The organism is Kitasatospora sp. NBC_01302, assembly GCF_035976515.1.
In the GTDB taxonomy this organism is placed as follows: domain Bacteria; phylum Actinomycetota; class Actinomycetes; order Streptomycetales; family Streptomycetaceae; genus Kitasatospora.
This window is the reverse complement of record NZ_CP108404.1, coordinates 4,682,721-4,707,549: the sequence shown is the minus strand read 5'-3', so window position 1 is coordinate 4,707,549 and position 24,829 is coordinate 4,682,721. Positions and strand designations below refer to the sequence as shown.

General features: G+C 74.0%; 18 protein-coding genes. 5 read left to right on the top strand and 13 right to left on the bottom strand.

All coding sequences use genetic code 11. The features are described 5' to 3' along the window. The first annotated feature begins 25 nt into the window (after positions 1–25). On the top strand, positions 26–865 hold the full coding sequence (locus OG294_RS20290) for a sterol carrier family protein (protein ID WP_327067930.1): 840 nt from the start codon (positions 26–28) through the stop codon (positions 863–865). 242 nt (positions 866–1,107) lie between these two features. On the opposite strand, the gene OG294_RS20285 is transcribed toward OG294_RS20290, so the two are convergent. The 3 genes from OG294_RS20285 to fbaA all read right to left on the bottom strand — a co-directional run bounded on the left by OG294_RS20285 (position 1,108) and on the right by fbaA (position 5,356). Further along, complete coding sequence (locus OG294_RS20285; protein ID WP_327067929.1) at positions 1,108–1,527, bottom strand: DUF3151 domain-containing protein; 420 nt, start codon at positions 1,525–1,527, stop codon at positions 1,108–1,110. Between the two features lie 93 nt (positions 1,528–1,620). Then, positions 1,621–4,092 carry an ArnT family glycosyltransferase gene (locus OG294_RS20280; protein ID WP_327067928.1) on the bottom strand — a complete coding sequence of 824 codons (2,472 nt, stop codon included), beginning with the start codon at positions 4,090–4,092 and terminating at the stop codon, positions 1,621–1,623. A gap of 241 nt (positions 4,093–4,333) precedes the next feature. Further along, positions 4,334–5,356, bottom strand: coding sequence for a class II fructose-bisphosphate aldolase (gene fbaA / locus OG294_RS20275; RefSeq protein WP_327067927.1), 1,023 nt, complete (start codon positions 5,354–5,356; stop codon positions 4,334–4,336). Between the two features lie 280 nt (positions 5,357–5,636). Here fbaA and OG294_RS20270 point away from each other — a divergent pair, with 280 nt between their 5' ends. Continuing rightward, on the top strand, positions 5,637–6,371 hold the full coding sequence (locus OG294_RS20270; RefSeq protein WP_327067926.1) for a DedA family protein: 735 nt from the start codon (positions 5,637–5,639) through the stop codon (positions 6,369–6,371). Between the two features lie 104 nt (positions 6,372–6,475). On the opposite strand, the gene pyrE is transcribed toward OG294_RS20270, so the two are convergent. The 4 genes from pyrE to OG294_RS20250 form a co-directional block, all read right to left on the bottom strand. After that, a complete protein-coding gene (gene pyrE / locus OG294_RS20265; RefSeq protein WP_327067925.1) occupies positions 6,476–7,039 on the bottom strand; it encodes an orotate phosphoribosyltransferase in 564 nt (187 codons plus the stop codon). A 63-nt stretch (positions 7,040–7,102) separates the two neighbouring features. Beyond that, entirely contained in the window at positions 7,103–8,233 is a 1,131-nt protein-coding gene (locus OG294_RS20260) for a hypothetical protein (protein ID WP_327067924.1), read from the bottom strand. 177 nt (positions 8,234–8,410) lie between these two features. Then, entirely contained in the window at positions 8,411–10,054 is a 1,644-nt protein-coding gene (locus OG294_RS20255; RefSeq protein WP_327071603.1) for a spermidine synthase, read from the bottom strand. 605 nt (positions 10,055–10,659) lie between these two features. Further along, on the bottom strand, positions 10,660–11,364 hold the full coding sequence (locus OG294_RS20250; RefSeq protein ID WP_327067923.1) for a DUF2617 family protein: 705 nt from the start codon (positions 11,362–11,364) through the stop codon (positions 10,660–10,662). A gap of 528 nt (positions 11,365–11,892) precedes the next feature. Between OG294_RS20250 and valS the strand changes: the two genes are divergently transcribed. After that, a complete protein-coding gene (valS, locus tag OG294_RS20245) occupies positions 11,893–14,481 on the top strand; it encodes a valine--tRNA ligase (protein ID WP_327067922.1) in 2,589 nt (862 codons plus the stop codon). A gap of 95 nt (positions 14,482–14,576) precedes the next feature. On the opposite strand, the gene OG294_RS20240 is transcribed toward valS, so the two are convergent. The 6 genes from OG294_RS20240 to OG294_RS20215 form a co-directional block, all read right to left on the bottom strand. Beyond that, complete coding sequence (locus tag OG294_RS20240) at positions 14,577–15,854, bottom strand: L,D-transpeptidase (RefSeq protein ID WP_327067921.1); 1,278 nt, start codon at positions 15,852–15,854, stop codon at positions 14,577–14,579. 421 nt (positions 15,855–16,275) lie between these two features. Continuing rightward, positions 16,276–16,458 carry a hypothetical protein gene (locus OG294_RS20235; protein WP_327067920.1) on the bottom strand — a complete coding sequence of 61 codons (183 nt, stop codon included), beginning with the start codon at positions 16,456–16,458 and terminating at the stop codon, positions 16,276–16,278. Between the two features lie 253 nt (positions 16,459–16,711). After that, positions 16,712–17,872, bottom strand: a complete 1,161-nt coding sequence (locus tag OG294_RS20230; RefSeq protein WP_327067919.1) for a pyridoxal phosphate-dependent aminotransferase — start codon at positions 17,870–17,872, stop codon at positions 16,712–16,714. A 157-nt stretch (positions 17,873–18,029) separates the two neighbouring features. Next, positions 18,030–18,575, bottom strand: coding sequence for a YbjN domain-containing protein (locus OG294_RS20225; RefSeq protein ID WP_327067918.1), 546 nt, complete (start codon positions 18,573–18,575; stop codon positions 18,030–18,032). 205 nt (positions 18,576–18,780) lie between these two features. Next, positions 18,781–21,372 carry an ATP-dependent chaperone ClpB gene (gene clpB, locus OG294_RS20220; protein WP_327067917.1) on the bottom strand — a complete coding sequence of 864 codons (2,592 nt, stop codon included), beginning with the start codon at positions 21,370–21,372 and terminating at the stop codon, positions 18,781–18,783. A gap of 94 nt (positions 21,373–21,466) precedes the next feature. Continuing rightward, the gene (locus tag OG294_RS20215) at positions 21,467–22,369 is read right to left on the bottom strand and encodes a LysR family transcriptional regulator (RefSeq protein WP_327067916.1); all 903 of its coding nucleotides are present in this window, start codon (positions 22,367–22,369) and stop codon (positions 21,467–21,469) included. Positions 22,370–22,439: 70 nt separating this feature from the next. Here OG294_RS20215 and OG294_RS20210 point away from each other — a divergent pair, with 70 nt between their 5' ends. Both OG294_RS20210 and OG294_RS20205 read left to right on the top strand, forming a co-directional pair. Continuing rightward, positions 22,440–23,567 carry a TDT family transporter gene (locus OG294_RS20210; protein WP_327067915.1) on the top strand — a complete coding sequence of 376 codons (1,128 nt, stop codon included), beginning with the start codon at positions 22,440–22,442 and terminating at the stop codon, positions 23,565–23,567. 172 nt (positions 23,568–23,739) lie between these two features. After that, complete coding sequence (locus OG294_RS20205) at positions 23,740–24,762, top strand: LuxR family transcriptional regulator (protein ID WP_327067914.1); 1,023 nt, start codon at positions 23,740–23,742, stop codon at positions 24,760–24,762. Positions 24,763–24,829: the final 67 nt, after the last annotated feature.

The following is a 24,829-nucleotide window of genomic DNA, read 5'->3' as shown; positions in this document are numbered from 1 at the left end:
CGTTGCCGGCCGGTAGGTTGGCGCCATGGCGAGGACGGTGACCAGGAAGACCCGCGGCTACGACCCGGCGAAGGTGCGGGCCGCGCTCGGCGCGCAGACCGAGGCGCTGCGGACGGCGGTGCACCGGCTCTGCGCCGACCCCGAGGCCGAGCGGCTGCTGGCGGCGCCGACCCGGCTCGGCGAGTGGCGGGTCCGGGAGCTGCTGGCGCACCTCGCGGTGCAGCTGGCCTGGCTGCCCGGCCGGCTGGCGGCGCCGCAGCAGGGCCTGGCACCGCTCGGGCTGACCGACTGGGTGGCCCAGGTGGGCACCCTGGCCGAGCAGGTGGACGCCCAGGCGCGGGAGCGGTCGGCGGCCGGGTTCGCGGGGGCGCCGGCCGAGCTGGCCGCGGCCTTCGACGAGGCCGCCGACGCGCTGCTCGGGATGCTGGGCGGGCCCGAAGTCCTGGATCCGGCCCGCCGGTTGGAGATCCGGCTGGGCTCGATGGCGCTGGCCGACCTGCTGGTCACCCGGTTGGTGGAGACGGTGGTGCACGCCGACGACCTGGCGGCGGCGCTGGGCGGGGCGCCGTTCCCGCACGACCGGTTCGCGCTGGCCTCGGTCTGCCGGCTGCTGGCGGATGCGCTGGCCGATCAAGTGCCGGGCGGGGCGGTCGAGTTGCGGGTGCCGCCGGTGGCGGTGGTGCAGGCCGTCCCGGGGCCGAGGCACACCCGGGGGACGCCGCCGAACGTGGTGGAGATGGACCAGCTCACCTGGCTGCGGCTGGCCACCGGGCGCCAGGAGTGGGCCGAAGCGGTCGAGGCCGCCCAGGTCGGCGCGAGCGGTGAGCGCAGCGACCTGAGCGGCTTCCTGCCCGTCCTTCGGTGAGGGACCGTCACCGGAAGCCGCTCTGAGCCGGTTGCCCGTGCTGGGGCTGCTGACGGCGCCGGCAGCGCTGCTGTGGCGGTACCGGGGCGGTGGCTGCCCTGATACGGCCGAGGGCGGTGGCTGCCTTGATACGGCCGAGGGCGGTGGCCGTCTTGATACGGCCGAGGGCGGTGCCCGGCCCGACGGATCGTCGGTCGGACACCGCCCACAGGGGTGGGCCGCCGTGCTGGCGGCCGCTTCGGCTACTGCTTCAGCGCGGTGTAGGCCTCGGGGCTGCTGTCCCGCAGGAACTCCCAGCAGCGACCGGCCTCTTCGGTCTCCTTGATGGAATCGGCGGCCCGGGCGAGTGCGGCCAGGCAGCGCAGGAATCCGCGGTTGGCCCGGTGCTCCCACGGGATCGGACCGTGGCCCTTCCAGCCCGCCCGGCGCAGCGCGTCCAGGCCGCGGTGGTAGCCGGTGCGGGCGTAGGCGTAGGACTCGACGACCCGGCCCTCGGTGAAGGCGTCGTCGGCCAGCATCGCCCAGGCCAGGGAGAACCACGGGTAGTCCGCCGCGAGCTGGGTGGGCGACGCGGACTCCTCGGCGAGCCGGCGGTAGGGCTCGGGCTCCTCGGACAGCAGCGTCGGGCCCGGGCCCGAGAGCAAGTTCTTCCGTTCAGTCATGGTTCCCAGTCTGCCAGCTGGCCCCGAGCGAACGGGAGCGCCCGTGGGCGGTGACCCACGGGCGCTCGTGCCGTGCGGTGACGGCCTGGTCGGTCAGCGGCTGCAGAGGTACAGCAGCTGGGCGCCGGCGTTGCTCACCGACTGCCCGTAGTCACCGGGAGCCACCGGGGCGCAGGTGCTGCGGACCCAGGTGGTGATGGCCGTGGTCGGACCGGAGCTGCCGCCCCGGCCACCGAAGCCGCCGGTCGAGCCGAGCAGGACGTACCGCAGCTGACCGCTGCCGACCAGCTGCTGGAACTGGGCCAGGGACGGCGAGGGCACCTGCCCGGTGAAGCCGCCCATCGGCATCACCTCCTTGCCGGTGGCCAGGATGTACGGCGAGGAGGCGCTCCAGCTGGTGGTGGCGAACAGGTAGCGGGCACCGTCGGCGTGGGCCTCGGTGTAGTCGAGGATCTGCTGCTGAGCCTTGGTCAGGCTGGTTCCGCCACCGCCGAACTGGCCCATGCCGCCGCCCATGCCGCCGCCCGCCATGCCGGGGAACTGGCCCGCGGCGCCGCCCGCCTGGGTGCCGCGCCCGCCGCCGGACCGCCCGGTGGCTGCGCCGCCGCCCCAGGCGCCGGCCGTGCCACCGCCGCCGCCCCAGGCGCCCGCCGTGCCCGCGCCGCCGCCCTGGCCGCCGCGGCCCGGGGTGCGGCCCTTGGCGCCGCCCGCCGCGCCGCCGCCGAAGCCGCCGTGGGCCGCCTGCGGCCCGACCGTGCCCATGCCGGAGTTGCCGTACTTGGAGTCCAGCACCGAGGCCGCCCAGGCACCCGGCGCGAGCAGCATCGCGAAGAGCGAGGCGATCAGGCCCACCGTGGCGATCCGCAGCCGGCCCAGCCGGCGCTCGCCGAACCGGGTGCTGCGGGCCAGGCCCAGCAGCGCCAGCGCGAGCACGCCGAGCGCGAGGGTCGCGGGGGTCAGCCAGGGCAGGAAGGTGGGGTAGAGGTGCGCCAGGTAGGCGGCCCAGCCCGCGGTGGCCGCGACCGCGACCGGCAGCGCCCAGGCCCTGCGCCCGCCGGCCTTGAAGGCCTGCCAGAGCAGCACGATGCCGGCGCCGCTGAGCGCGGCCAGCGGGGTGGCGATCACGCCCATGTAGTAGCTGTGGCCGCCGACGCTGCCCGCGCTGAAGACCAGGAAGAAGGTCGCCAGCCAGGTGCCCCACATCACGTAGCCGGCCCGCAGCGTGTCACCGCGGGGTTCGCGGCGGCGCCAGGCGAGTGCGCAGAGCAGGGCGATCGCGGCCAGCGGGTAGAGCCAGCCGGTCTGCGGGGCGAACTGGGAGCCGAACATCTTGGTCCAGCCGCCGTCGCTGCCGCCCGGACCGCCGCCGCCCTTGTGGCCGCCGCCACCGGGACCCTGCTGGCCCGCGGCAGGAGCCTGTCCGGCCGCTGCGTTCTGTCCGGCCGCGGTGCCCTGTCCGGCCGCGGCGTTCTGCGCGGTCGAGGCGCCCTGGGCGGCTGTTGCGCCCTGGCCGGTACCGGCGTTCTGCTGGCCGGCGCCGGTGGCCGCACCGGCGCCCGTCGCCGCGCCGCCCGAGCGGGTGGAGCCCGCCTTGTGGGTGCCGCCGGCGGCCGGATCCGTCGTGTCGGCGGTCGTGTTGCCGCCCCACATGATGCCGCCCTGCCCGGAGGTCACGCTGCCGGTCTCGCCCGCGTTGAGGCCCACCGAGGTGAACCGGTTCAGGAAGTTGTAGCCGACCACCATGCTGAACGCCGAGTTGTTGGTGGTCCCGTCGATGTAGGGCCGGTCCTGCGCCGGCGTCACGGTGGCCAGCAGCACCCAGGAGGCCGAGACCACCAGCGTGACCAGGCCGGCCAGTCCGATGTGGGCCAGCCGGCGGCGCAGCCTGGTCGGCGCGGCGATCAGGTAGACGGCGGCCAGCGCGGGCAGCACCGCCCACGACTCCAGCATCTTGGCCTGGAAGGAGAGCCCGACCCAGACCCCGGCCAGCAGCAGGGTGCGCAACCGCGCGGTGGCCGCGGCGCGCTGCGCGGCATCGGCCGCCAGCAGCAGCAACAGGGTGAACAGCGGGTCCTCGACGGCGGTGCGGAACAGGCCGGCCAGTACCGGGGTCAGGGTGAAGGCCGCCGCCGCGAGCAGCGCGGCGTTGGCGCCGGCCCAGCGCCGCACGGCGCGGTACAGGACCAGGACCGACAGCACCCCCTCGATGGCCTGCGGCAGGGTCAGCGCCCACGGGTGGAAGCCGAAGATCCGGGCGGAGACCGCCTGCGGCCACAGGAAGCCGGGCAGCTTGTCGAGGGTGATCGTGTTGGCGGGGTCGTAGGAGCCGAAGACGAAGGCCTTCCAGCTCTCGGTCATGCTCCGCACGGCGTCGGCGTAGAAGGAGTGGTAGGTGCTCTGCCCGATTCCCCAGAAGTAGAGGAGTCCGGCCACGGCCGCGATGCCGAGCAGGGCGGGTCTGGCGTAGGCCGGCTGTCCCTCGGGCGAACGCCACGGGGCTCTGCGGATCGGCCAGTTGCTGGAGGTGTTCAGCTCGGGGGCGATCGGTAGCACGCTGGTAGCCATGCGTGACAGCCTTCGGCGCATCTATGAGAAGAACCTGACAGACCACGCATTTCGGCGAAATCCTGACCGGGAGCTGAGCAAGATTTTGCCGTCCGGCCTCTTGGCTTTCAGGAACGAGGGCGCTTCTCCCAGCGAAGTCTCATCATGCGTGAGCCCCGGTCGGCGGGTGCCGGACCGGGGCTCACGGGGTGCCGGTGCGGGCCGTCGGTCCCTCAGGACGGGCGGACGGCCGCGGGCGGGGTCACTTCAGGCGGGTGCCGGCCGAGCGCAGCGCCTTGGTGGCCTCGACCACGCGGGCGGCCATGCCGGCCTCGGCCAGCTTGCCCCAGGTGCGCGGGTCGTAGGTGTTCTTCTTGCCGACCTCGCCGTCGACCTTCAGGACGCCGTCGTAGTTGCGGAACATGTGGTCCACGACCGGGCGGGTGAAGGCGTACTGGGTGTCGGTGTCCAGGTTCATCTTGACCACGCCGTTCTCCAGCGCGGTGGCGATCTCCTCGTCCGAGGAGCCCGAGCCGCCGTGGAAGACGAAGTCGAACGGGTCCTTCTTGCCGTACTGCGCGCCGATCGCGTCCTGCAGCTCGCGCAGCAGCTCGGGGCGGAGCACGACGTTGCCCGGCTTGTACACGCCGTGCACGTTGCCGAAGGAGGCGGCCAGCAGGTAGCGGCCCTTCTCGCCCAGGCCGAGCGCCTCGGCGGTGCGCACCACGTCGTTGACCGAGGTGTAGAGGTTGTCGTTGATCTCGTGCGAGACGCCGTCCTCCTCGCCACCGGTCGGGGTGATCTCGACCTCGAGGATGATCTTGGCGGCGCGGGCCTGGGCCAGCAGCTCCTCGGCGATGGCCAGGTTGTCGGCCAGGGTTTCGGCCGAGCCGTCCCACATGTGCGACTGGAAGAGCGGGTTCAGGCCCTTGGCGACGCGCTCGGCGGAGACCGCCAGCAGCGGGCGGACGTAGCCGTCCAGCTTGTCCTTGGGGCAGTGGTCGGTGTGCAGCGCGATGGTGACGTCGTACTTCGCGGCCACGATGTGGGCGAACTCGGCCAGCGCGACGGCGCCGGTCACCATGTCCTTGCTGTGCTGGCCACCGAGGAACTCGGCACCGCCGGTGGAGATCTGGATGATGCCGTCACTCTCCGCCTCGGCGAAACCGCGCAGCGCCGCGTGCAGGGTCTGCGACGAGGTGACGTTGATGGCCGGGTAGGCGAACTTGCCCGCCTTGGCCCGGTCGAGCATCTCGTTGTAGGCCTCGGGAGTTGCGATAGGCATGCGAATCCGCTCCTGTCGGGGGGTGTTTTGTGCGCCACGGCCCGGACGCGCCCGGACGCCTGTGCCATCCTCCCAGACTCGTCGGGCGGCTTCATCTCCGTGCTCGCCAGTCGGGACAGAAGCCGTGGCGTTTGCGGACGAAAGGTATGGTCCGGGCAGGTCACGGGCGGTATCCGGGGATTTCGACGGCCTCCCGGGCGCCCCGCCGCGCCCGCTCGGGCCCGGTCGCCGGGGCCGGGCATTCAAGCTTGTGGCCACCCGGCCGCGCTATCCTGCGCCGGTGACTACCACCACCGACCTAGCGGTCAATCTCCTTGATGCCAAGTCGCTGATCAGCTCGGTCGGGACGGTTGGCCTGCTGGCGATCATCTTCGCCGAGACCGGTCTGCTGATCGGCTTCTTCCTGCCGGGCGACTCGCTGCTGATCCTGGCCGGCGTGGCCGCCTCCTCGGCCGCCGCCAAGGCCTTCGGGCCGGGCGTGCAGATGCCGATCGCCGTGCTGCTGATCGGCGCGCCGCTCTGTGCGATCGCGGGGGCGCAGCTGGGCCACCTGATCGGCGCGCGGGTGGGCGGCAGGCTCTTCGACCGGCCGGATTCCAAGATCTTCAAGCGCGAGTACGTGCAGAAGGCCGAGGAGTACTTCACCAAGTTCGGGCCGGAGAAGGCCGTGGTGATGGCCCGCTTCATCCCGATCGTGCGGACCTTCCTCAACCCGGTGGCCGGCACGCTGGAGATGCCCGCGCGCACGTTCTTCATCTGGAACGCGGTCGGCGGCGTGCTGTGGACCGAGGCGATGCTCAGCATCGGCTACTTCTTCGGGGACTCGATGGCCCCGGTGATCGACAAGTACCTGATCCCGGCGATGGCGCTGATCATCCTGCTGTCGATCTCGCCGATCCTGCTCGAGGTGGTGCGCGACCGGAAGAAGCGCAAGGCGGGCGGCGCGGCCTACGCGGCCGAGTCCGAGGCTGAGGCCGAGGCGCTGCAGAGCGGCGGCCGGCACCGGCGCGGCTGAGCACCCGACGCCCGTCCGTACGACGGCGCCCCCGGCCCTGGCGAAGGGTCGGGGGCGCCGTCGTGTGCGGGGGATGTTTCACGTGAAACATCCCCGGGGCCGGCTCAGGCCAGGTCGAGGTCCTGGGCGGTGAAGACGGTGTAGTACGGCAGGCCGGCGGCCTCGATCGCGGGGGCGGCGCCGCGCTCGACGATCACCGCGACGCCCACCACCTCGGCGCCGGCCTCGCGCAGCGCCTCGACGGCGGTCAGCACCGAGCCGCCGGTGGTGGAGGTGTCCTCCACGGCCAGCACCCGGCGGCCCTTGACGTCCGGGCCCTCGATCCGGCGCTGCAGGCCGTGCGCCTTGCCGGCCTTGCGGACCACGAAGGCGTCCAGCTCACGGCCGCGCGCGGCGGCGGCGTGCAGCATGGCGGCGGCCACCGGGTCGGCGCCCAGGGTCAGGCCGCCGACCGCCTCGTAGTCCAGCTCCGCGGTGGCGTCCAGCAGGACCCGGCCGACCAGCGGTGCGGCCTGCGCGTCCAGGGTGATCCGTCGCAGGTCCACGTAGTAGTCGGCCTCGCGGCCGGAGGAGAGGATGACCTTGCCGTGCACCACGGCCTTGGTCTTGATCTGCGCCAGCAGGGCGTCGCGGTCGTTGCTCGGGGCGGTGGTCGGCTCGTTGCTCATGGACAGCCAGTCTAGGGCCCGCCCCGGGTGTCAGCCGGTCAGCGCCCTGAGGGTGGCAGCCGGTCAGCGCCTGCGCAGGGCGCGGGCCACGATGACCGCGCCGCCGAGCAGGGCGACCCCGCCGCCGATCATCCACGGCGTGCTGAGCCGGCCGGCGGCGCGGGCCGCCACCGGGGCGGCGGCGTGCTGGTCGCCGTACCAGCGGCTGGCGGCGCGGGCCCGGGCGCTGCGGGCGGGCAGCGTCGGGGCGTAGCGGCCGCGCGGCGGGGCGTGGTCCACCTCCTCGGCCGAGCGGCCGACGATGCTGCGGCGGACCGGGCCGGCCAGCAGGTCGTCCGAGCCGAGCGGGTCCTCGACCGCGCGCGGGTAGCCGTAGGGGACCTCCAGCCGGGCGGCCGGATCGAGCGGCTCGGCGGCGGTGTCGGGGTCGGCCGGCTCGCCTTCGGCGGGCTCGGAGGCCTCCTCGGAGCCCGCGGCACCGGCCTCCAGGGGCTCGTCCGCGTCGGGGGAGCTGAAGGCGATCAGGCCGGAGAGGTCGTCGGCGAAGAGGTCGTCGGGCAGCTCGTCCGGGATGTCGTGCGACCCGGAGCCAGGGGTGGCGGCCGGGGGCTCGTCCGAGGCGGCGCCGCTGTCCGCGTCGTCGGCCGCGGCGGGCGCCTGGTCCGACTCGTCGCCCTCCTCGTCGGGCACGACGGTGAGGATGGGGGCGTGGGCGCCGCCCAGCTCGACGGCGAGCGCGGCGGCGAAACGGTCGAGCAGGCGCTGCCCGGTGGTCGCGAGGGTCTCGTCGTCGATCTCGGCGAGCCGCCCGCCCGGAGTGAGGTCGCCGCTGAAGCGCAGCAGCGCGCCGTCGGCGCCGTCCGGCTCGACCCGCAGCCGCACGGTGGCCAGCACCTCGCCGTCACCGCGCGCCTCCTGGCCCTCCAGGAAGGCGGTGAGCAGGCCCGAGCCGCCGCTGCGGATCAGCGAGACGACGCCGCGGTAGGTGATGGTGGAGCCGCCGATCCGCAGCCGCAGCCGGCCGTTGATCTCCTCGGGGCCGCCGGTGGCGGAGCGCTTGGCGCCGGTGCGCCGCTCGGGCGCGTCGGAGGCATCGGTGCTCAGGCCGGGGACGCACCGCGCGAGCAGCGCGGGGTCGGCCAGGGCGGGCTGGACGAGTTCGGCCGGCAGCTGGATGACAACCTCATGCTCCATGCCTGTGAGCCTACTGTCGTCGCGCACCCGTGGGGGCTCCGGCCCGGTGCCGACACCGAGCGGGTCCGCCGGGAGGGGGCCGATGCCCTCCCGGCGGCCCCGACCGGCGCAACGTCCCCGCAGGCCCGCCGACCGGATCGCCGACCGTCCCCGCGGCCGGGCAGTGGTCAGCGGTGGTCAGCGCGGGTGCAGCAGGGTGCTCGGCGGGGGCAGCGGCCGGGGCCGGTCGGCGGCGAGCGCGGCGGCGGCTGCGGTGAGCTGCCCGACGGTCAGCGAGCGCGGTGGCGGTGCGTCCGGGGCCAGCGCGAGGACCGGCCGCTGCTCGTGCGCGGCCAGCAGCACCGCCGCGAGGTCGCCGCTGCCGGCCGGGTCGCAGGCCGGTCCGCGGCCCGGCACCGGGAACGGCACGCTCCACAGTCCCGCCGCCCGCAGCCCGGCCGCCACCGTCCACAGGCCGGGGCCGGCGGGGGCCGGCACCGCCAGGCGACCGCCGGGGGCCAGCCGGGCGGCGGCCAGCTGGTAGAACTCGCTGGCGTGGTACTCGCTGCGGGCCGCCCGCTCGGGCGCCGGCAGGTCGGCGAGCACGGCGTCAAAGCGCGTGGCGCCGCCGTCCTGGCGCAGCCAGGCCAGCGGATCGGCGGTCACCACCCGCACCCGGGGGTCGGCGAACGCGTGCCCGCTGAGCGCGGCGAGCGCCGGATCGGTGCGGGCCAGGGCGGGCAGCGCCGGATCGGCGGTGACCACCAGGACGGTGCGCACCCCGCGGTGCCGCAGCACCTCGCGCAGCGCCAGCCCGTCGCCGCCGCCCAGCAGCAGCACCCGGCCGTCCCCGGCGCCCGCCAGCGCGGGGTGCACCAGGGCCTCGTGGTAGCGGTACTCGTCCTGGCCGCAGGCCGCGAGCCGGCCCGCGAGGTAGAGCCGCAGCGGTGGCGCCCCGGCCTGCGCGGTCTGGGTGGCCTGCTCGGTCGGTGCGGTCGGTGCGGTCGGTGCGGTCGGTGCGGTCTGCGGGTTGCGCGGGGCCGCCGGCGTCAGGGCGGTCGCCGGGTCGAGGCGCGGCGGGCCGCCGGTCAGCACCAGCTCCCCGTAGCGGCTCTGCACGGCCTGCCGCAGCGGGCCGCCGTAGAGCGCGTGCCGGGCGGCGCGCTCGATCGCGCCGCTGCACGCCGCGGCCAGCGCCAGGGCGGCCAGCACGGCCCCGCAGCCGGTCCAGAGCAGCCCCTTGGAGCGGGGGCCCGGCTCCTCGCGGAAGAGCCAGAGCACCACCGCCGCGCCCGCCAGCGCGTTGACCGCCCCGGTCAGCAGGGCCCCGGCGGCCTGCCCGAGCAGCGGCAGCAGCACGAACGGGAAGGCGAGCCCGCCGACCAGGGCGCCCACGTAGTCGGCGGCGAACAGGTCGGCGGCGGCCCGCCCGGCCTCCTCCCGGCGGATCCGCTGCAGCAGGGTCATCAGCAGCGGGATCTCGGCGCCGATCAGCATCCCGATCAGGCAGGTCAGCACGACCAGGGCGAGCTGGTCGCGGCCGAGCCAGGCCCAGCAGCTGTAGAGGGCGAGCACCGAGAGCCCGCCGAACAGTGCCAGCGCGCACTCCACCAGCGCGAACGAGGTGGCGGGGCGGTGGGTGAGGCGCTTGGCGGCCAGCGAGCCGAGGCCCATCGCGAAGACCATCACGGAGAGCACCACGGAGGTCTGGGTGACCGGGTCGCCGAGCAGGTAGCCGCCGAGCGCGACCAGTTCCAGCTCGTACACCAGCCCGCAGGCGGCGCAGACGAAGGCGGCCAGCAGGACCAGCAGCCGGGTCAGCCGGGCCCGGCGGGCGCACAGCGGACCGGGGGCCCGGGGCCCGGGGGAGCCCCAGGCGTGATCGTCCGTTCGGCCGCGTGCGGACGGGGGGCCGGCGGTGGGGCGGCCGGCGGCCTCCCGGGGGCCGCGGTCGCCGCGCGGGCGCAGGTGGACCCGGGGGCCGGGGTGCCGCGCCGGGCCCGGCTGGGTCTCGGACCGGCGGTCGGCGCCGGTCCCGCGGTCGGGTCGGTCCCGGCGCGCGGGCAGGGACCGGCGTGCGGGTTCGGGCTGGGCGCGGAGCTCGGTCGGGTCGCGGCCTTCGGACCGGGTGCGGGCCCGGGCGAAGCGGCCGTTGACGGGGCCGCGGGCGCGGGACCTGACCCGGACGGTGCGTGGCCGGACCCAGCCTCTGGCCGTGGCGCCCCCGAGGACCGGGGGAGGCCCGTCGACCGGGGAAGGTCCGTCACGGTCGAGGCCGCGCTGGGAGGGCGGGTCCGCCGGCTGGTTGATCACGAAGAAACGCTAGGCGACGCATGCCGCGCATAGGTGTACTCGTCCGAGGGATAGCGCTCCGGTTTAAGTTGACGGATCGTCACGATGTTCGGGGATTTCGAGGGGCTTTGGTGCCGCTTCGATGCTTCGATCGGTCACGGAACGGTGGGACGGGCCATGGCGCAGCGCCCGCCGGCGCGCGGGGCGGTGGCCGTCAGCTGGCCGCGCACCACCAGCGAGGATCGGGTGCAGACCAGTCGGCCCTCCTGCGGATAGGCGTGCCAGGTGCGCCAGAGCACCCGCTCGGCGCTGCCCTGGGCGACCAGGGCGGTGAACGCGCTCGGGTCGCCCGGGAAGACCCCGGCCAGGCCGCGCGGGTGCTCGTCCACCAGGGCGAGGATCTCCTGCGCCCGGGCGGCGAACACGTGCGGCGGCAGCGACTCGATCCGGGCCGCGAACTCGTACTCCCAGCCAGCGACTTGCTCGGCCACCCGGGCCGGCAGCGGGGTCCGCCGGCCCGGCATGCAGGCCACCGTCTCCAGGCACTCGCCGGGGCCGGCCGTGATCACCACCTGGTGCGAGGCGCCCAGCAGGCGCAACTGCAGGGTGCCCGCGGCGTTGCCGCCCGCGCTCGTGGTCCGGGTGCTGCCGCCGTTGCCGGCGGAGCCGATCGCGGTGGCCGCGCTGCCGAGGGTGCCGCGGGCGGCCGTGCCGTAGCGGCTCGTGCCGTCGGTCAGGCCGTCCGGCCCCGGCAGCGTCAGGTCGCGCACCGCCAGGGCGGGCAGCGGTGCGCCGCCGAGACACCAGGCCAGGTCACCGGCGCGGGTGTCGGTATAGGAGGTCTGCAGTGTGGTGAGCATGCTGGCTCCGCATTTCAGCTCCGTACGCGCCCTGCGCCGTGCAGCGTCCGACTCGGCCGAAGGCGAGGAGGTTCGTGGCTGTGCGGTCCGAGACGCGGCCGACCGTGGAAGGAAGGATTCCGGCTGGAGATTCAGCAGCAGAGAAGCACGAATTCTCCGGGTCCGTCAGGGATTTACCCATTCTTGTTGCACATTCACCGTTCTGGGCGTAGTGCCTGGTCAGGTCTGACCGGACCGGTGAACGAGATTGCTCGCCACGCGCCGTCCGGGTCGGGGCGCGCGCCCCTCGGGCCGGTTGCGCGCCGGTGCCTCGGCCGGCGGCTCTGCGATGGTGCGAGGACGGGGGAGGGAGGGGCCCGTGCGCCTCTGTACGAGGGTACGTGCGTCTGTACGAGCCCGCGCGCGTCAGTGCGACCGGTGCCAGGAACCAGGTGTCCGGGACCGGTCCTGTCGTCCCGGCGCGCCACGCAGGAATCGCTTGGATAAATCGGTTTGGCGAATTGGCGGACCGTGGTTCCATGAGGACGCATGACAGAGCCATCTCGTCCTTGGGACGTGCCGCAGCAGCCCTCGCTCACAGGGCTCGAAGAAAAGTGGGCGCGACGCTGGGACGAGGCGGGGGTATTCCGTTTCGACCGGACCAGGACCCGCGCCGAGGTCTTCTCGATCGACACCCCGCCGCCCACCGCCAGCGGTGAGCTGCACGTCGGCCACGTCTTCTCGTACACCCACACCGATGTCATCGCGCGCTACCAGCGGATGCGCGGGCGTGAGGTCTTCTACCCGATGGGCTGGGACGACAACGGCCTGCCGACCGAGCGCCGGGTCCAGAACCACTACGGCGTGGCCTGTGACCCGACCCTGCCGTACGATCCGGACCTCACCCTGCCCGAGCGCCCCGGAAAGCGCCAACTCCCCATCTCCCGGCAGAACTTCATCGAGCTGTGCGAGCGTCTGACGCAGCTCGACGAGCGGGCGTTCGAGGAGGTGTGGCAGCGACTGGGCCTCTCGGTCGACTGGACGATGACCTACCGGACGATCGGCGAGGCGGCCCGGGCCGCCTCGCAGCGGGCGTTCCTGCGCGACCTGGCCCGCGGTGAGGCCTACCTCGCCCAGGCGCCGACCCTGTGGGACGTGAGCTTCCGCACCGCGGTCGCCCAGGCCGAGCTGGTCGACCGTGAACGCCCGGGCGCTTTCCACCAGTTGCGCTTCACCGGGCCGGACGGGCGGCCGATCGAGGTCGCCACCACCCGGCCCGAGCTGCTGCCCGCCTGCGTGGCGCTGGTCGCCCACCCGGACGACCCCCGGTACCGGGAGCTGTTCGGCAGCATCGCCACGACCCCGCTCTTCGGGGTCGAAGTCCCGGTGCTGGCACACCGGTTGGCCGATCCCGAGAAGGGCACCGGGATCGCCATGGTGTGCACCTTCGGCGACACCACCGACGTCATCTGGTGGCGCGAACTGCGGCTGGACACCCGGCCGGTGATCGGCCGCGACGGACGGTTCGCCGCCGAGCCGCCGGCCGGCCTGGAGTCGCCGCGGGCCGGTGCGGCGTACGCGCAGCTGGCCGGCGCCACCGTGCACACCGGGCGCGAGCGGATCGTCGCCGCGCTGCGGGAGAGCGGCGAACTGGTGGGCGAACCGCGGCAGATCAACCACAGCGTCAAGTTCTTCGAGCGTGGGGACAAGCCGCTGGAGATCGTCACCACCCGGCAGTGGTACCTGCGCAACGGAGGCCGCGACGACCGCCTGCGCGAGGAACTGCTCGCCCGGGGAGCCGAGTTGACCTGGCACCCGGCCCACATGCGGGTCCGCTACGAGGCCTGGGTGAGCGGTCTGAACGGCGACTGGCTGATCAGCCGGCAGCGGTTCTTCGGCGTCCCGTTCCCCGTCTGGTACCCGCTCGACGCCGACGGCGAGCCCTGCTACGACCGTCCGATCACCCCACCGGAGTCCGCGTTGCCGGTCGACCCGAGCAGCCGGACGCCGGACGGCTACCGGCCCGAACAGCGCGACCAGCCGGGCGGGTTCACCGCTGACCCGGACGTGATGGACACCTGGGCCACCTCCTCGCTCACCCCGCAGATCGCGGCCGGCTGGGAGCGCGATCCCGACCTGTTCGCCCGGGTCTTCCCGATGGACCTGCGCCCGCAGGCCCACGAGATCATCCGGACCTGGCTCTTCTCCTCGGTGGTGCGCGCCCACGGCGAGCAGCACGAGCTGCCCTGGCGGCACGCCGCCATCTCCGGCTGGATCCTGGACCCGGACCGCAAGAAGATGTCCAAGTCGGTGGGCAACGTCGTCACGCCGGCCGGCCTGCTGATCGAGCACGGCTCGGACGCCGTCCGCTACTGGGCCGCCAGCGGCCGTCCCGGCACCGACACCGCCTTCGACACCGGTCAGATGAAGGTCGGGCGCCGACTGGCCGTCAAGCTGCTCAACGCGGGCCGCTTCGCGCTCGGCTTCGGCACGCCCGGTGCCACCGCCCGGATCACCGAGCCGCTCGACGCGGCGCTGCTGGCCGAGCTCGCCGCGCTGGTCGAGCGGGCCACCGCGGCGCTCGACGCCTTCGACTACACCCAGGCGCTGGAGCAGACCGAGCGCTTCTTCTGGACCTTCTGCGACGACTACCTGGAGCTGGTCAAGGCCCGCGCCTACGGGGACGGGGACGGGGGCGAGGCCGGTGCGGCGGGCGCCGAGTCGGCCAGGGTCGCGCTCACCACCGCGCTCTCGGTGCTGCTGCGGCTCTTCGCGCCGTTCCTGCCGTTCGCCGCCGAGGAGGTCTGGTCCTGGTGGCAGCCCGGCTCGGTGCACCGCGCCGCCTGGCCGACCGCGGCCGAACTGCGCACCGCGGCCGGCCCCGGCTGCCTCGACGCGCCGCCCGGTGAGCTGCTGGCCGTGGCGGGCCAGGTGATCGCCGGCGTCCGCAGGGCCAAGTCCGAGGCCCACCGCTCGATGCGCACCGAGGTGTCCCACGCCGTCGTCCACGGGCCGGCCGAGGCACTGGCGGTGCTGGCGCTGGTCGTGGACGACCTCCGCTCGGCGGGCCGGATCGCCCGCCTGGAGACTGTGGAGGCCGTCGATGCCGGCGAGTTGGCGGTGACGGTGACCTTCTGAGCCCGGCCGGGCCAGGGAGCCTGTTGCCGACGGGGCGCATCGAATAGCGGGAAGGCGACCGGCCCCGCACCCCGCCCGGGGTGCGGGGCCGACTGCTACCAGGTGGACCAGGCCATGCTCCAGCCGCTCAGGCCGTTGTCCGGCTTGACCTGCTGGCCCACCGAGTGCTTGACGATCACCACGTCGCCGATCATCGAGTCCGCGAAGAACTTGCCGGCCACCGAGTTGTCGTCGCCCTGATCGGTGTCCGGCAGCCCGATGCAGCCGTGGCTGATGTTGGAGTTGCCCGCGGCGGCGACGGCGGCGGGGTTGCCGTGCACGTAGGAGCCGCTGTCGGTGATCTTCAGGCCGTGCGGCTCGTAGACGTCGTAGGCCGCGCCCTTGATGTTCGTGGTGCTGGAGTCCATGTGGACCATCCGGTCCTTCTCGAAGACCACCATGGTGCCGTTCCACGAGGGGTTCTCGTCCGAGCCGGCGGTCACCTTGATGGTCTGCGTCGGCACGCCGTCCTCCTGGACGGTCATCGTGTGCGCGGCGGCGTCCGCCGTGCTGATCTTCGAGCGGCCGATGGTGAAGGACTCGTCGCGGTCACCGGCGCCGTAGACGCCGGGGGCCAGCTCCACGTTCGAGGTGCGGTAGTGCACCGTCACCTTGGTGCCGGTCTTCCAGAAGGTCTGCGGGCGCAGGTCCAGCCGGTTGTTGCCGAACCAGTGCCCCTTGACCTCGCTGCCGTCGGAGGCCTCCACGGTGATCGCCTTCTCGGCGGCGGCCGTGTTGGTGACGGCCTTCGGGAAGGTGACGCTGATGATCATGCCGACGCCGTACGTGGGGTTGTTGTCGGCGAGGTTGTCGGTCGGACGGTCCGTCTTGCTCGGGGTGAGCGTGCTGAAGGAACTGGTCGTGGTGGTCGGCACGCCGTTCGCGTCGACCGCCTTGGCGCTCACCTGGTACGCCGTGCCCACCGCGAGGGCGGCCGAGGGGGTCCAGCTCGTACCGTCGGTGGCGAGCGTGCCGTCCACCGGCTTGCCGTTCGGGCCGGTCACCGCCACGTCGGTCAGCTTGCCGCTGGCGACCGAGACCTTCAGCGCGCCGTTCGGCGCCGCGTCCTTGGTGCCGTCCTTGGGCTCCACGTCCACCACCGCCGCCGAGGGCTTGGCGGTGGGGCTGCTCTGCGCCGCCGCGGTGCCGCCGCCGTTCGGCGCGGCGTTCGGCTTGCCGCCGCCCGAGCTGTCGGGCCCGCAGGCCGCTGTGAGCACCAGGACGCCGCCCAGCAGCAGCGCCGCTCCGGCCCGCCGGCCCGCCCGGCCGGTGCGCCGCCAGGACGCCTCGCCGGTCGTCCGCCCACCCCTGGACCCCGCCCACATCGACCGCATCGCTCTTCTCCCCTGTCCGTCCGGTGGCTGTCCGGCTCGGTCTATCTGACGCTCTGCAGGGGTGAAAGTGTTGTGCAGGAAATAGGACTGTCACAGAATCAGGACATTAACCGGGCAACGGAGGAGCGGTCGGCGGGTGCGGCGCGCGGCGGCGGTGGCGAAACGGCCCCCTCAGAGGCGCCCGAGCCGGCCTCGGCGAGGCCGGTGGCGAGCGGCATGCGTACCGCACGGTTAACGCTGCGGTGTACGAACACTGCACAGCGTATTATCCACCGAGACAGGCCCGGGGGGCTGGGCCCAGGACGGTGCGGACGGGACCCGGCCAACCAGAACTTCGGCGGCCACGAGATCCCGACAGACCCGGGCGTCGGCCACTCCGACTACTGGAACAAGGGGCAGTCCCTGGACGCCATGGGTCAAATCATCTCCGGGCGGTGGTGAGCATGAGCAGGATGCGGATTGTTGCTTCCGCAGCCGTGGTGATGGCGGCGCTGACCTCGTGCTCGCTCAGTGACCAGCAGTTGAAGCCGACCATCACCAAGGACCAGGCGGCCCAGCAGGTCAGGTCGTACGACGCACAGGTCCGGACCGCCCTGCTGGGCAAGCCTCAGACATCGACCCGGGAGCCGTTCAGCGGCGAATGCGAGACGGACGACGTCACGGGACCGAAGGGACGGGTCCAGCTCAGCCTGGACACGGTGGTTGCGGCGAACCATCCCGAAGGCAACCCTGCGAGGAGAGCGGAGACGCCAGCCGGACGCTCACGCTCTCCGTCGCCTCGCCGTGCGTCTGGCCCCACGGCACCTCGGGACCCGAGATGCCGCCGTCGTAAGCGGGCCACGGCTGCGTGCCGCTGGTCAGAGGCGCCCGAGCCGGTTCACCGCCTCCTGGAGCACTTCGTCCTTCTTGCAGAAGGTGAAGCGGACCAGGGGGCGGCCGGCGTCGGCGTTGTCGTAGAAGACCACGTTGGGGATGGCGACGACGCCGCAGCGCTCGGGCAGGGTGCGGCAGAACTCGATGCCGTCCTTCTCGCCGAGCGGGGTGATGTCGGTGGTGATGAAGTAGGTGCCGGCCGGCTCGAAGACGCGGAAGCCGGCCGCGGACAGGCCCTCGGCGAGCAGGTCGCGCTTGCGGCGCAGGTCGGCACGGAGTTCGGTGAAGTAGCTGTCGGGCAGGCGCAGCGCCTCGGCGACGGCGTACTGGAAGGGGCCCGCGCTGACGTACGTCAGGTACTGCTTGGCGGTGCGGACGGCGGCGACCAGGGCCGGGGCGGCGGTGACCCAGCCGACCTTCCAGCCGGTGAAGGAGAAGGTCTTGCCGGCCGAGGAGATGGTGACGGTGCGCTCGCGCATGCCGGGCAGGGCGGCGATGGGGTGGTGGGCGCCGGTCAGCACCAGGTGCTCGTAGACCTCGTCGGTGATGACCAACAGGTCGTGCTCGACGGCGAGTTCGGCGATGGCGGCGAGCTCGGCGGGGTCGAGGACGAGCCCGGTGGGGTTGTGCGGGGTGTTGATCAGGAGCAGCCGGGTACGCGGGGTGATCAGCGCGCGCAGCTCGTCCAGGTCGGGGCGGAAGTCGGGCTGGCGCAGCGTCAGCGGCACGCGCACCGCGCCGGCCATCGCGATGCAGGCGGCGTAGGAGTCGTAGAACGGCTCGAAGGCGATCACCTCGTCGCCGGGTTCGAGCAGGGCGAGCAGCGCGGCGGCGATGGCCTCGGTGGCGCCGGCGGTGACCAGCACCTCGGTGTCGGGGTCGTGGGTCAGGCCGTAGAAGCGCTGCTGGTGCTCGGCGATCGCGGTGCGCAGCTCGGGGATCCCGGGGCCGGGCGGGTACTGGTTGCCGCGCCCGTTCAGCACCGCGTCGGCGGCGGCCCGGGCGATGGCGGCGGGCCCGTCGGTGTCGGGGAACCCCTGGCCGAGGTTGATCGACCCGGTCGCGGTGGCCAGCGCGGACATCTCCGCGAAGATCGTCGTGCCCATGCCCGCCAGTCGGCGGTTCAGCAGCGGCCTCGTGCCCATTGCGGCTCCTCACAGCTCGTCGTCGGACCCATCCTCTGCCGGAGGTCGGGCACCGGACAAGCACCGGCGGAGCCGGGAACGAGCGCAGCGGAGCCGGGAACGGGCGCAGCCGGCCCGCCACGGGGGCGGACCGGCTGCGTCGGGTGAGGCTCTGGGCTCAGTCCTCGGTGTCGGGGGCGTCCTCGCCCTCCTCGCCGTCGATCTCCTGCTGCAGGCCGAGGCGCTCGACCATCCACTGCTCGAAGCCCACGGCGGCCTGGGTCCAGTTGGCGGTGGTGGTGACGAAGTAGTCCAGGTTGACCCCGGTGCCCACGATCATCTGGGACTCGCCGATCAGGCGGACCACGCCGTCCTCGTGGGTGTGGGTGTAGACCTTGGGCCAGAGGGTCTCACGGTTCCACTCGTCGATCAGGTCCTGGATCTCGCCCTTGCGCTCCAGCGGGTAGGAGCGGTCGTAGAAGGAGCGGACCGCGAAGAGCTCCTTCTGCTCGCCACGGAACATGTAGTAGACCCGGAAGCCGTCCCAGGGGGCGGTGAGGTCGCCCTCCTCGTCCACGACGTGCTTGAGCTGCATCCGGTCGAGCAGCTGGGTCACCAGGGCCTGGTCCGGAACCACGATCGGCGGCGGCCCGGCCGGCTGGTCGCCACCGGGCTGGGGCTGCGGCGCGCCGAAGAACGGGATCGACGACGGGTCAACGCTCACGGGAGGTCCCTTCACAGTGCACGAGGGTGGCTGGTGATCTGGGGCCGCCCTTCCATGTCTCCATCCTGCCTCATCCGGCGCCGCGGGCACAGGCCGTCCAGGGCCCGGAAGGGGCCGCGGTGGCACCCGGTGCCCTTCGGGGCACGGGTGGTGCCCGGCCCGGCCGCCGGGCGCCCGGTTCCGGCTGCCCGGCGGCCCTCCGGGGTCAGCCGGCGGCGACGGTGAGCCGGTCGTTGGCCTCGTCGCGGTCGACCACCACGGTGTCCCCGTCGCGCACCTGGCCGGAGAGGATCGCCCTGGCCAGCTGGTCGCCGATCGCCGACTGCACCAGGCGGCGCAGCGGCCGGGCGCCGTAGGCCGGGTCGTAGCCGGTGAGCGAGAGCCAGTCGCGGGCGGCGGGGGTGACGTCCAGGGTGAGCCGGCGCTCGTGCAGCCGTCCGGCCAGCCTGGCCACCTGGAGGTCGACGATCCGGCTCAGCTCGGCGGAGCCCAGCGGGTCGAAGACCACGATGTCGTCCAGCCGGTTGAGGAACTCCGGCTTGAAGGCGGAGCGGACGCTGTCCAGCACCAGCTCCTTCTTCGCGGCCTCCGGCACGGTGGGGTCCACCAGGTACTGGGAGCCGAGGTTGGAGGTGAGGATCAGGATCACGTTGCGGAAGTCGACGGTGCGCCCCTGGCCGTCGGTGAGCCGGCCGTCGTCCAGCACCTGGAGCAGCACGTCGAAGACCTCGGGATGGGCCTTCTCCACCTCGTCCAGCAGCACCACGCTGTACGGGCGCCGCCGCACCGCCTCGGTGAGCTGGCCGCCCTCCTCGTAGCCGACGTAGCCGGGCGGGGCGCCGACCAGTCGGGAGACCGAGTGCTTCTCGCCGTACTCGCTCATGTCGATCCGCACCATCGCGTGCTCGTCGTCGAAGAGGAAGTCGGCGAGCGCCTTGGCGAGTTCGGTCTTGCCGACGCCGGTGGGGCCGAGGAAGAGGAACGAGCCGGTGGGGCGGTCCGGGTCGGCGATGCCCGCGCGGGTGCGGCGCACCGCGTCGGAGACGGCCTGCACGGCGGTCTGCTGGCCGATCAGGCGCCGGCCCAGCTCCTCCTCCATCCGCAGCAGCTTGGCGCTCTCGCCCTCGAGCAGCCGGCCGGCCGGAATGCCCGTCCAGGAGCCGACCACGTCGGCGACGTCGTCGGGGCCGACCTCCTCCTTGACCATCGTGGCGCTGGCGTGCTCGTCCTCGGCGCGCTCCTGGGCCTCGGCCAGCTCGGCCTCGGCGGCCGGGATCTCGGCGTACTTCAGCTTGGAGGCCTGCTCGAAGTCGCCGTCGCGCTGGGCGCGTTCGAGGCTGCCCTGCAGACCGTCGAGGCGCTCCTTGAGCTCGCCGACCCGGTTGAGGCTCTTCTTCTCCTGCTCCCAGCGGACCGTGAGACCGGCCAACTGCTCCTGCTTGTCGGCCAGATCGCGGCGCAGCCGGGCCAGGCGCTCCACCGAGGCGGGGTCGGTGGCCTTGTCCAGGGCCAGCTCCTCCATCCGCAACCGGTCCACCGCGCGCTGGAGTTCGTCGATCTCGACGGGGGAGGAGTCGATCTCCATCCGCAGCCGGGAGGCCGCCTCGTCGATCAGGTCGATCGCCTTGTCGGGCAGGAAGCGGGCGGTGATGTAGCGGTCGGAGAGGGTGGCGGCGGCCACCAGCGCGGCGTCCGAGATCTGCACCTTGTGGTGCGCCTCGTAGCGGCCCTTGAGGCCGCGCAGGATCGCGATGGTGTCCTCCACCGTGGGCTCGCCGACCAGCACCTGCTGGAAGCGGCGTTCCAGGGCCGGGTCCTTCTCGATCCGCTCGCGGTACTCGTCCAGCGTGGTGGCGCCGACCATCCGCAGCTCGCCGCGGGCCAGCATCGGCTTGAGCATGTTGCCCGCGTCCATCGCCGAGTCGCCGCCGGCGCCCGCGCCGACCATGGTGTGCAGCTCGTCGATGAAGGTGACGACCTGGCCGTCGCTCTGCTTGATGTCGTTGAGGACGGCCTTCAGCCGCTCCTCGAACTCGCCGCGGAACTTGGCGCCGGCCACCATCGCGCTCAGGTCGAGCGAGACCAGTCGCTTGCCGCGCAGCGACTCGGGGACGTCGCCGGCCACGATCCGCTGGGCCAGGCCCTCGACCACGGCCGTCTTGCCGACGCCGGGCTCGCCGATCAGCACCGGGTTGTTCTTGGTGCGCCGGGAGAGCACCTGGACCACCCGGCGGATCTCCTGGTCGCGGCCGATCACCGGGTCGAGCTTGCCGTCCCGGGCGGCCTGGGTGAGGTCGGTGCCGTACTTCTCCAGCGCCTTGTAGGTGCCCTCGGGGTCCGGCGAGGTGACCCGGGCGCTGCCGCGCACCTCGGTGAAGGCGTCCAGTAGCGCCTTGGGCGTGGCGCCCTGGCGGCCGAGCAGCTCGGCGACCTGGCCGCCCTCGGCGGCCAGGCCCACCAGCAGGTGCTCGGTGGAGACGTAGGCGTCGTCCAGCGCCTCGGCCCGGCGCCCGGCGTCCTCCAGGACGGCGAGCGTGTCGCGGCCCAGCTGCGGGGCGGCGACGGTGGAGCCCTGGGCGCTGGGCAGCGCCCGGAACTGCTGGCGGGCGCCGGCCATCAGCTGGGCGGCGTCCGCGCCGACCGCGTCGAGCAGCGGACGGGCGATGCCCTCGGGCTGCTCCAGCAGGGCGAGCAGGATGTGCACCGGCCTGACGTCCGGGTTTCCCGCGCCGCCGGCCTGCCGGATCGCGGCGGACAGGGCTTCCTGCGTCTTGGTGGTGAACTTGCTCGCGTCCATGGCCACTGGTCCTTGCTCCTCCTGCTGTGCAGCTGCTCGGTCGGTTCCAGGCTGCTAGCCATCACGGCTGTCAGCTAAGTTGAGTCTAACGCGCTCAGGTTTTCTTGGTAAAGCCCAACAGGTCGCGCGCCGGCCCGGCGGGACGCCGTCCGGTGGGCCAGACGGCACGCAGCGGGCGGCGCAGGTCCAGGCCGCTCAACGGCACCTCGACCAGCCGGCGGGTGGCCAGCTCGTCGGCCACCGCCAGCTCGCTCAGGCAGACCGGTCCGGCGCCGGTCATCGCGGCGGCCTTCAGCGCCGTGCTGGAGTCCAGTTCGAGCAGCGCGCTCGCCCGCGCCCCGCACCCGGCCAGCGCCCGGTCCAGCACCTCGCGGGTGCCGGAGCCCGGCTCGCGCAGCACCAGTGGGGTGGCGGCCAGCTCGGCGCCGGTGACCGGGGTGCGGCGCCGGGCCCAGGGGTGGCCGGGGGAGACGACCACCACAAGCCGGTCGGTGGCCACCACCGTGCCGGTCAGCCCGGCCGGCGTGCGCGGACCCTCGACGAAGCCGAGGTCCGCCTCGCCCGCCAGCAGCCGCTCGGCCACCGCGGCGGAGTTGGCGGTGCGCAGGGTGACCACGGTCTGCGGACGGGCGGCGGCCAGCGCGAGCAGCCAGCCGGGCATCAGGTACTCGGCCACGGTGAGGCTGGCCACCACCCGCAGCCGGGCGTCGCGGTCCTCGCGCAGCGCCGAGATCCCGGCGTCCAGCGCCTCGGCGGCCTCCACCACCTGGCGCGCCCACCCGATCACCAGCTGCCCGGCGGGGGTGGGCCGCGAGCCGCGCGGCGAACGCTCCAGCAGCGGGACGCCGAGCTGACGCTCGACGCCCTGGATCCGCGCGCTGGCGGCGGGCTGGCTGATGCCCAGCTCGGCCGCCGCCCGGCCCAGGCTGCCGTGCCGGGCCACCGCGAGCAGCAGCTCCAGCGCGCCGAGCTCGGGGACCCGGCTCGAGAGAGTCATAGGTCCAGGTTATGTCCACATAGGGCGCGGGCGGCTACCGGCCCGCGGCGGGGCGGCACAGGGTGGGGGCATGGCTACCGTCACCGTCGCACCCGACCAGACCGAGACCGCCGCCGACCGGGCCACCACCGGCCGACCGCGCTGGGATCTGGGCCAGCTCGGCCCCAACTGGTACGCCGCGGTGATGGGCACCGCGATCGTGGCCAACGGCGCCGTGGCGCTGCCCTACCGGCTGCCGGGCCGGCTCGTCCTCGCCGAGGCCGTCTGGGCGCTGGCCGTGCTGGCGCTGCTCGCCCTGGTCGCGGCCCGGCTGGTGCACCTGACCCGGCACCGGGCGGCGGCCCGCGAGCAGCTGCTGGTGAACCCGGCCACCGCCGTCTTCTACGGCTGCCCGCCGATGGCGCTGCTCGCGGTCGGCTACGGGACCCTGGCGGTCGGCGGCCACCTGATCGGCACCGGCCCGGCGGCGGCGCTCGACCTGGTGCTGTGGAGCCTCGGCACCCTCTACGCGGTGCTGGTGGCGGCCGGCATCCCCTACCTGATGGTCACCCGGCACGAGCTCTCCGCACTGCGCGCCAACCCGACCTGGCTGCTGCCGGTGGTCGCCCCGATGGTGTCGGCCGCGCTCGGCCCGGCGCTGCTGCCGCACCTGCCCACCGTGCTGCGCCCCGGGCTCTTCTACGGGTGCTACGCGCTCTTCGGGGCGAGCCTGCTGGCCATCCTGGTGCTGCTGCCGGTGGTCTTCGCCGGCCTGGTGCACAGCAAGCTGCCGCTGCTGCTGACCCCCTCGCTCTTCCTGGTGCTGGGCCCGCTGGGCCAGTCCACCACCGCCGCCGGCAACCTGGCCGACGCCGCCCACGCGGTGGCGCCGCGCCTGGCCGGGGCCGCCTTCGGCCTCGCGGTGCTCTACGGGGTAGCGGTGACCGGCTTCGCGCTGCTCTGGCTGCTGATCGCCGGCGGTGCCAACCTGCGGGCGCTGCGCGGTGCGCGGATGCCGTTCGCGATGACCTGGTGGGCCTTCACCTTCCCGGTCGGGACCTGTGTGACCGGTGCCGCGGGCCTGGCCCGGCACACCGGCCTGGCCGGCTTCGGCTGGCTGAGCGCAGCGCTGTACGGGCTGCTGCTGGTGCTGTGGGCGGTGGTCGGCGTGCGCACGGTGCTGGCGCTGGTGGGCGGCCGGCTGCTGCGCGCGGCGTGAGCCGTCAGCGGCCCGGAGCCGGCCGGAGCGGCCGCCCGGCGCAGCGGCCCGGCGCAGCAGCCCGGCCACCCTCGCGCCCGCCGGAGGCGACTGGCAGTATGGCAGCGGACAGTCAAAGGCCGGTGACGCGCTGGCACCGTGACGGGTGGTGGCGGCAGGGGGAGTGGTGCGGATGTCGCGGGCGGAGGCAGGTGTCCTGCCGGCGGATCTCGAACTCGACCCCACTGCCCGGGCCCTCTACCTGGAGGTGGTCGCCCAGGGCGGCTGGGTGAAGTCCGCCGAGGTGCGCCCGGTCGACCGGCCCGCGCTGGTCCGGTTGCTGGAACTCGGCCTGGTGCGCGGCCTGCCCGGCGGCACCTTCTACTCCGCGGTCAGCCCGCGCGCCTACCTGGGCCGGGCGACCTGGACGCTGCGCCACCGGGCGGCCGGGCTGCTCGAGCGGGCCGAGGAGCTGCCGGCGGTGCTGGACGAGCTGGCCCAGGCCTACGACGCCGCGCCGCGCTGGATCGACCGCACCGGCACGGTGGAGACGGTCCAGGACCGGGACAGCATCCGGCACCGGATCGCCCAGCTGGTCGCCGACGCCGAGACCGAGATCCTCACCGCGCAGCCCGGCGGCGACCGTCCGCCGGACCACCTGGCCTGGGCGATGGCCCAGGACGTGCCGTTCCTGCGGGCCGGTGGCGCGATGCGCACGCTGTACCAGCCGGTGGCCCGCACCGACCCCGCGACCAGTGCCTACGCCGCCGCCGTCACCCCGTACGGGGCGCGGATCCGGGTGCTGGACGAGGACTTCCAGCGGATGCTGATCTTCGACCGGCTGGTGGCGGTGATCCCCGCTTCCGCGGACATGGGCAGTGCGGCCTTCGTCTGCGACCCCACCGCCGTCGAGCTGCTGGTGGAGCTCTTCGAGCGGGACTGGCAGCGGGCCGAGCGGGTGGCCTGGGGGGCGCCGCACGCCGTCCCGGACAGCAGCACGGTCACCCACCGGATCGCCCGGCTGCTGGCGGGCGGGCTGAGCCGGCGCGGCATCGCCGGCCGGCTGGGCCTGAGCGAGCGCACCGTGGCCGGGCACCTGGCCCGGCTGCGCGAGGAGTACGACGCGGAGACGCTGTTCCAGCTGGGCTGGCTGATGCGCGGCGCCGGCGAGCGCGGCGGGCCGGGCGGCGGGCGGGACGACGTCGGGGCGGGGTGACCCCGGGGCGGGGTGACCCCGGGGCGTGTATCCGGGCGCGCGGGCGGTCCGCACGCTGCACGATCAC

Excerpts from the sequence above, each read along its gene's own strand:
- OG294_RS20280 (WP_327067928.1), bottom strand. The coding sequence starts at position 4,092 with ATGGCTACCAGCGTGCTACCGATCGCCCCCGAGCTGAACACCTCCAGC.
- OG294_RS20205 (WP_327067914.1), top strand. The coding sequence starts at position 23,740 with ATGTCGCGGGCGGAGGCAGGTGTCCTGCCGGCGGATCTCGAACTCGAC.
- OG294_RS20260 (WP_327067924.1), bottom strand. The coding sequence starts at position 8,233 with ATGGAGCATGAGGTTGTCATCCAGCTGCCGGCCGAACTCGTCCAGCCC.
- OG294_RS20230 (WP_327067919.1), bottom strand. The coding sequence starts at position 17,872 with ATGGGCACGAGGCCGCTGCTGAACCGCCGACTGGCGGGCATGGGCACG.
- clpB (WP_327067917.1), bottom strand. The coding sequence starts at position 21,372 with ATGGACGCGAGCAAGTTCACCACCAAGACGCAGGAAGCCCTGTCCGCC.
- OG294_RS20215 (WP_327067916.1), bottom strand. The coding sequence starts at position 22,369 with ATGACTCTCTCGAGCCGGGTCCCCGAGCTCGGCGCGCTGGAGCTGCTG.
- OG294_RS20210 (WP_327067915.1), top strand. The coding sequence starts at position 22,440 with ATGGCTACCGTCACCGTCGCACCCGACCAGACCGAGACCGCCGCCGAC.
- fbaA (WP_327067927.1), bottom strand. The coding sequence starts at position 5,356 with ATGCCTATCGCAACTCCCGAGGCCTACAACGAGATGCTCGACCGGGCC.
- OG294_RS20285 (WP_327067929.1), bottom strand. The coding sequence starts at position 1,527 with ATGACTGAACGGAAGAACTTGCTCTCGGGCCCGGGCCCGACGCTGCTG.
- OG294_RS20250 (WP_327067923.1), bottom strand. The coding sequence starts at position 11,364 with ATGCTCACCACACTGCAGACCTCCTATACCGACACCCGCGCCGGTGAC.
- pyrE (WP_327067925.1), bottom strand. The coding sequence starts at position 7,039 with ATGAGCAACGAGCCGACCACCGCCCCGAGCAACGACCGCGACGCCCTG.
- OG294_RS20240 (WP_327067921.1), bottom strand. The coding sequence starts at position 15,854 with ATGCGGTCGATGTGGGCGGGGTCCAGGGGTGGGCGGACGACCGGCGAG.
- valS (WP_327067922.1), top strand. The coding sequence starts at position 11,893 with ATGACAGAGCCATCTCGTCCTTGGGACGTGCCGCAGCAGCCCTCGCTC.
- OG294_RS20290 (WP_327067930.1), top strand. The coding sequence starts at position 26 with ATGGCGAGGACGGTGACCAGGAAGACCCGCGGCTACGACCCGGCGAAG.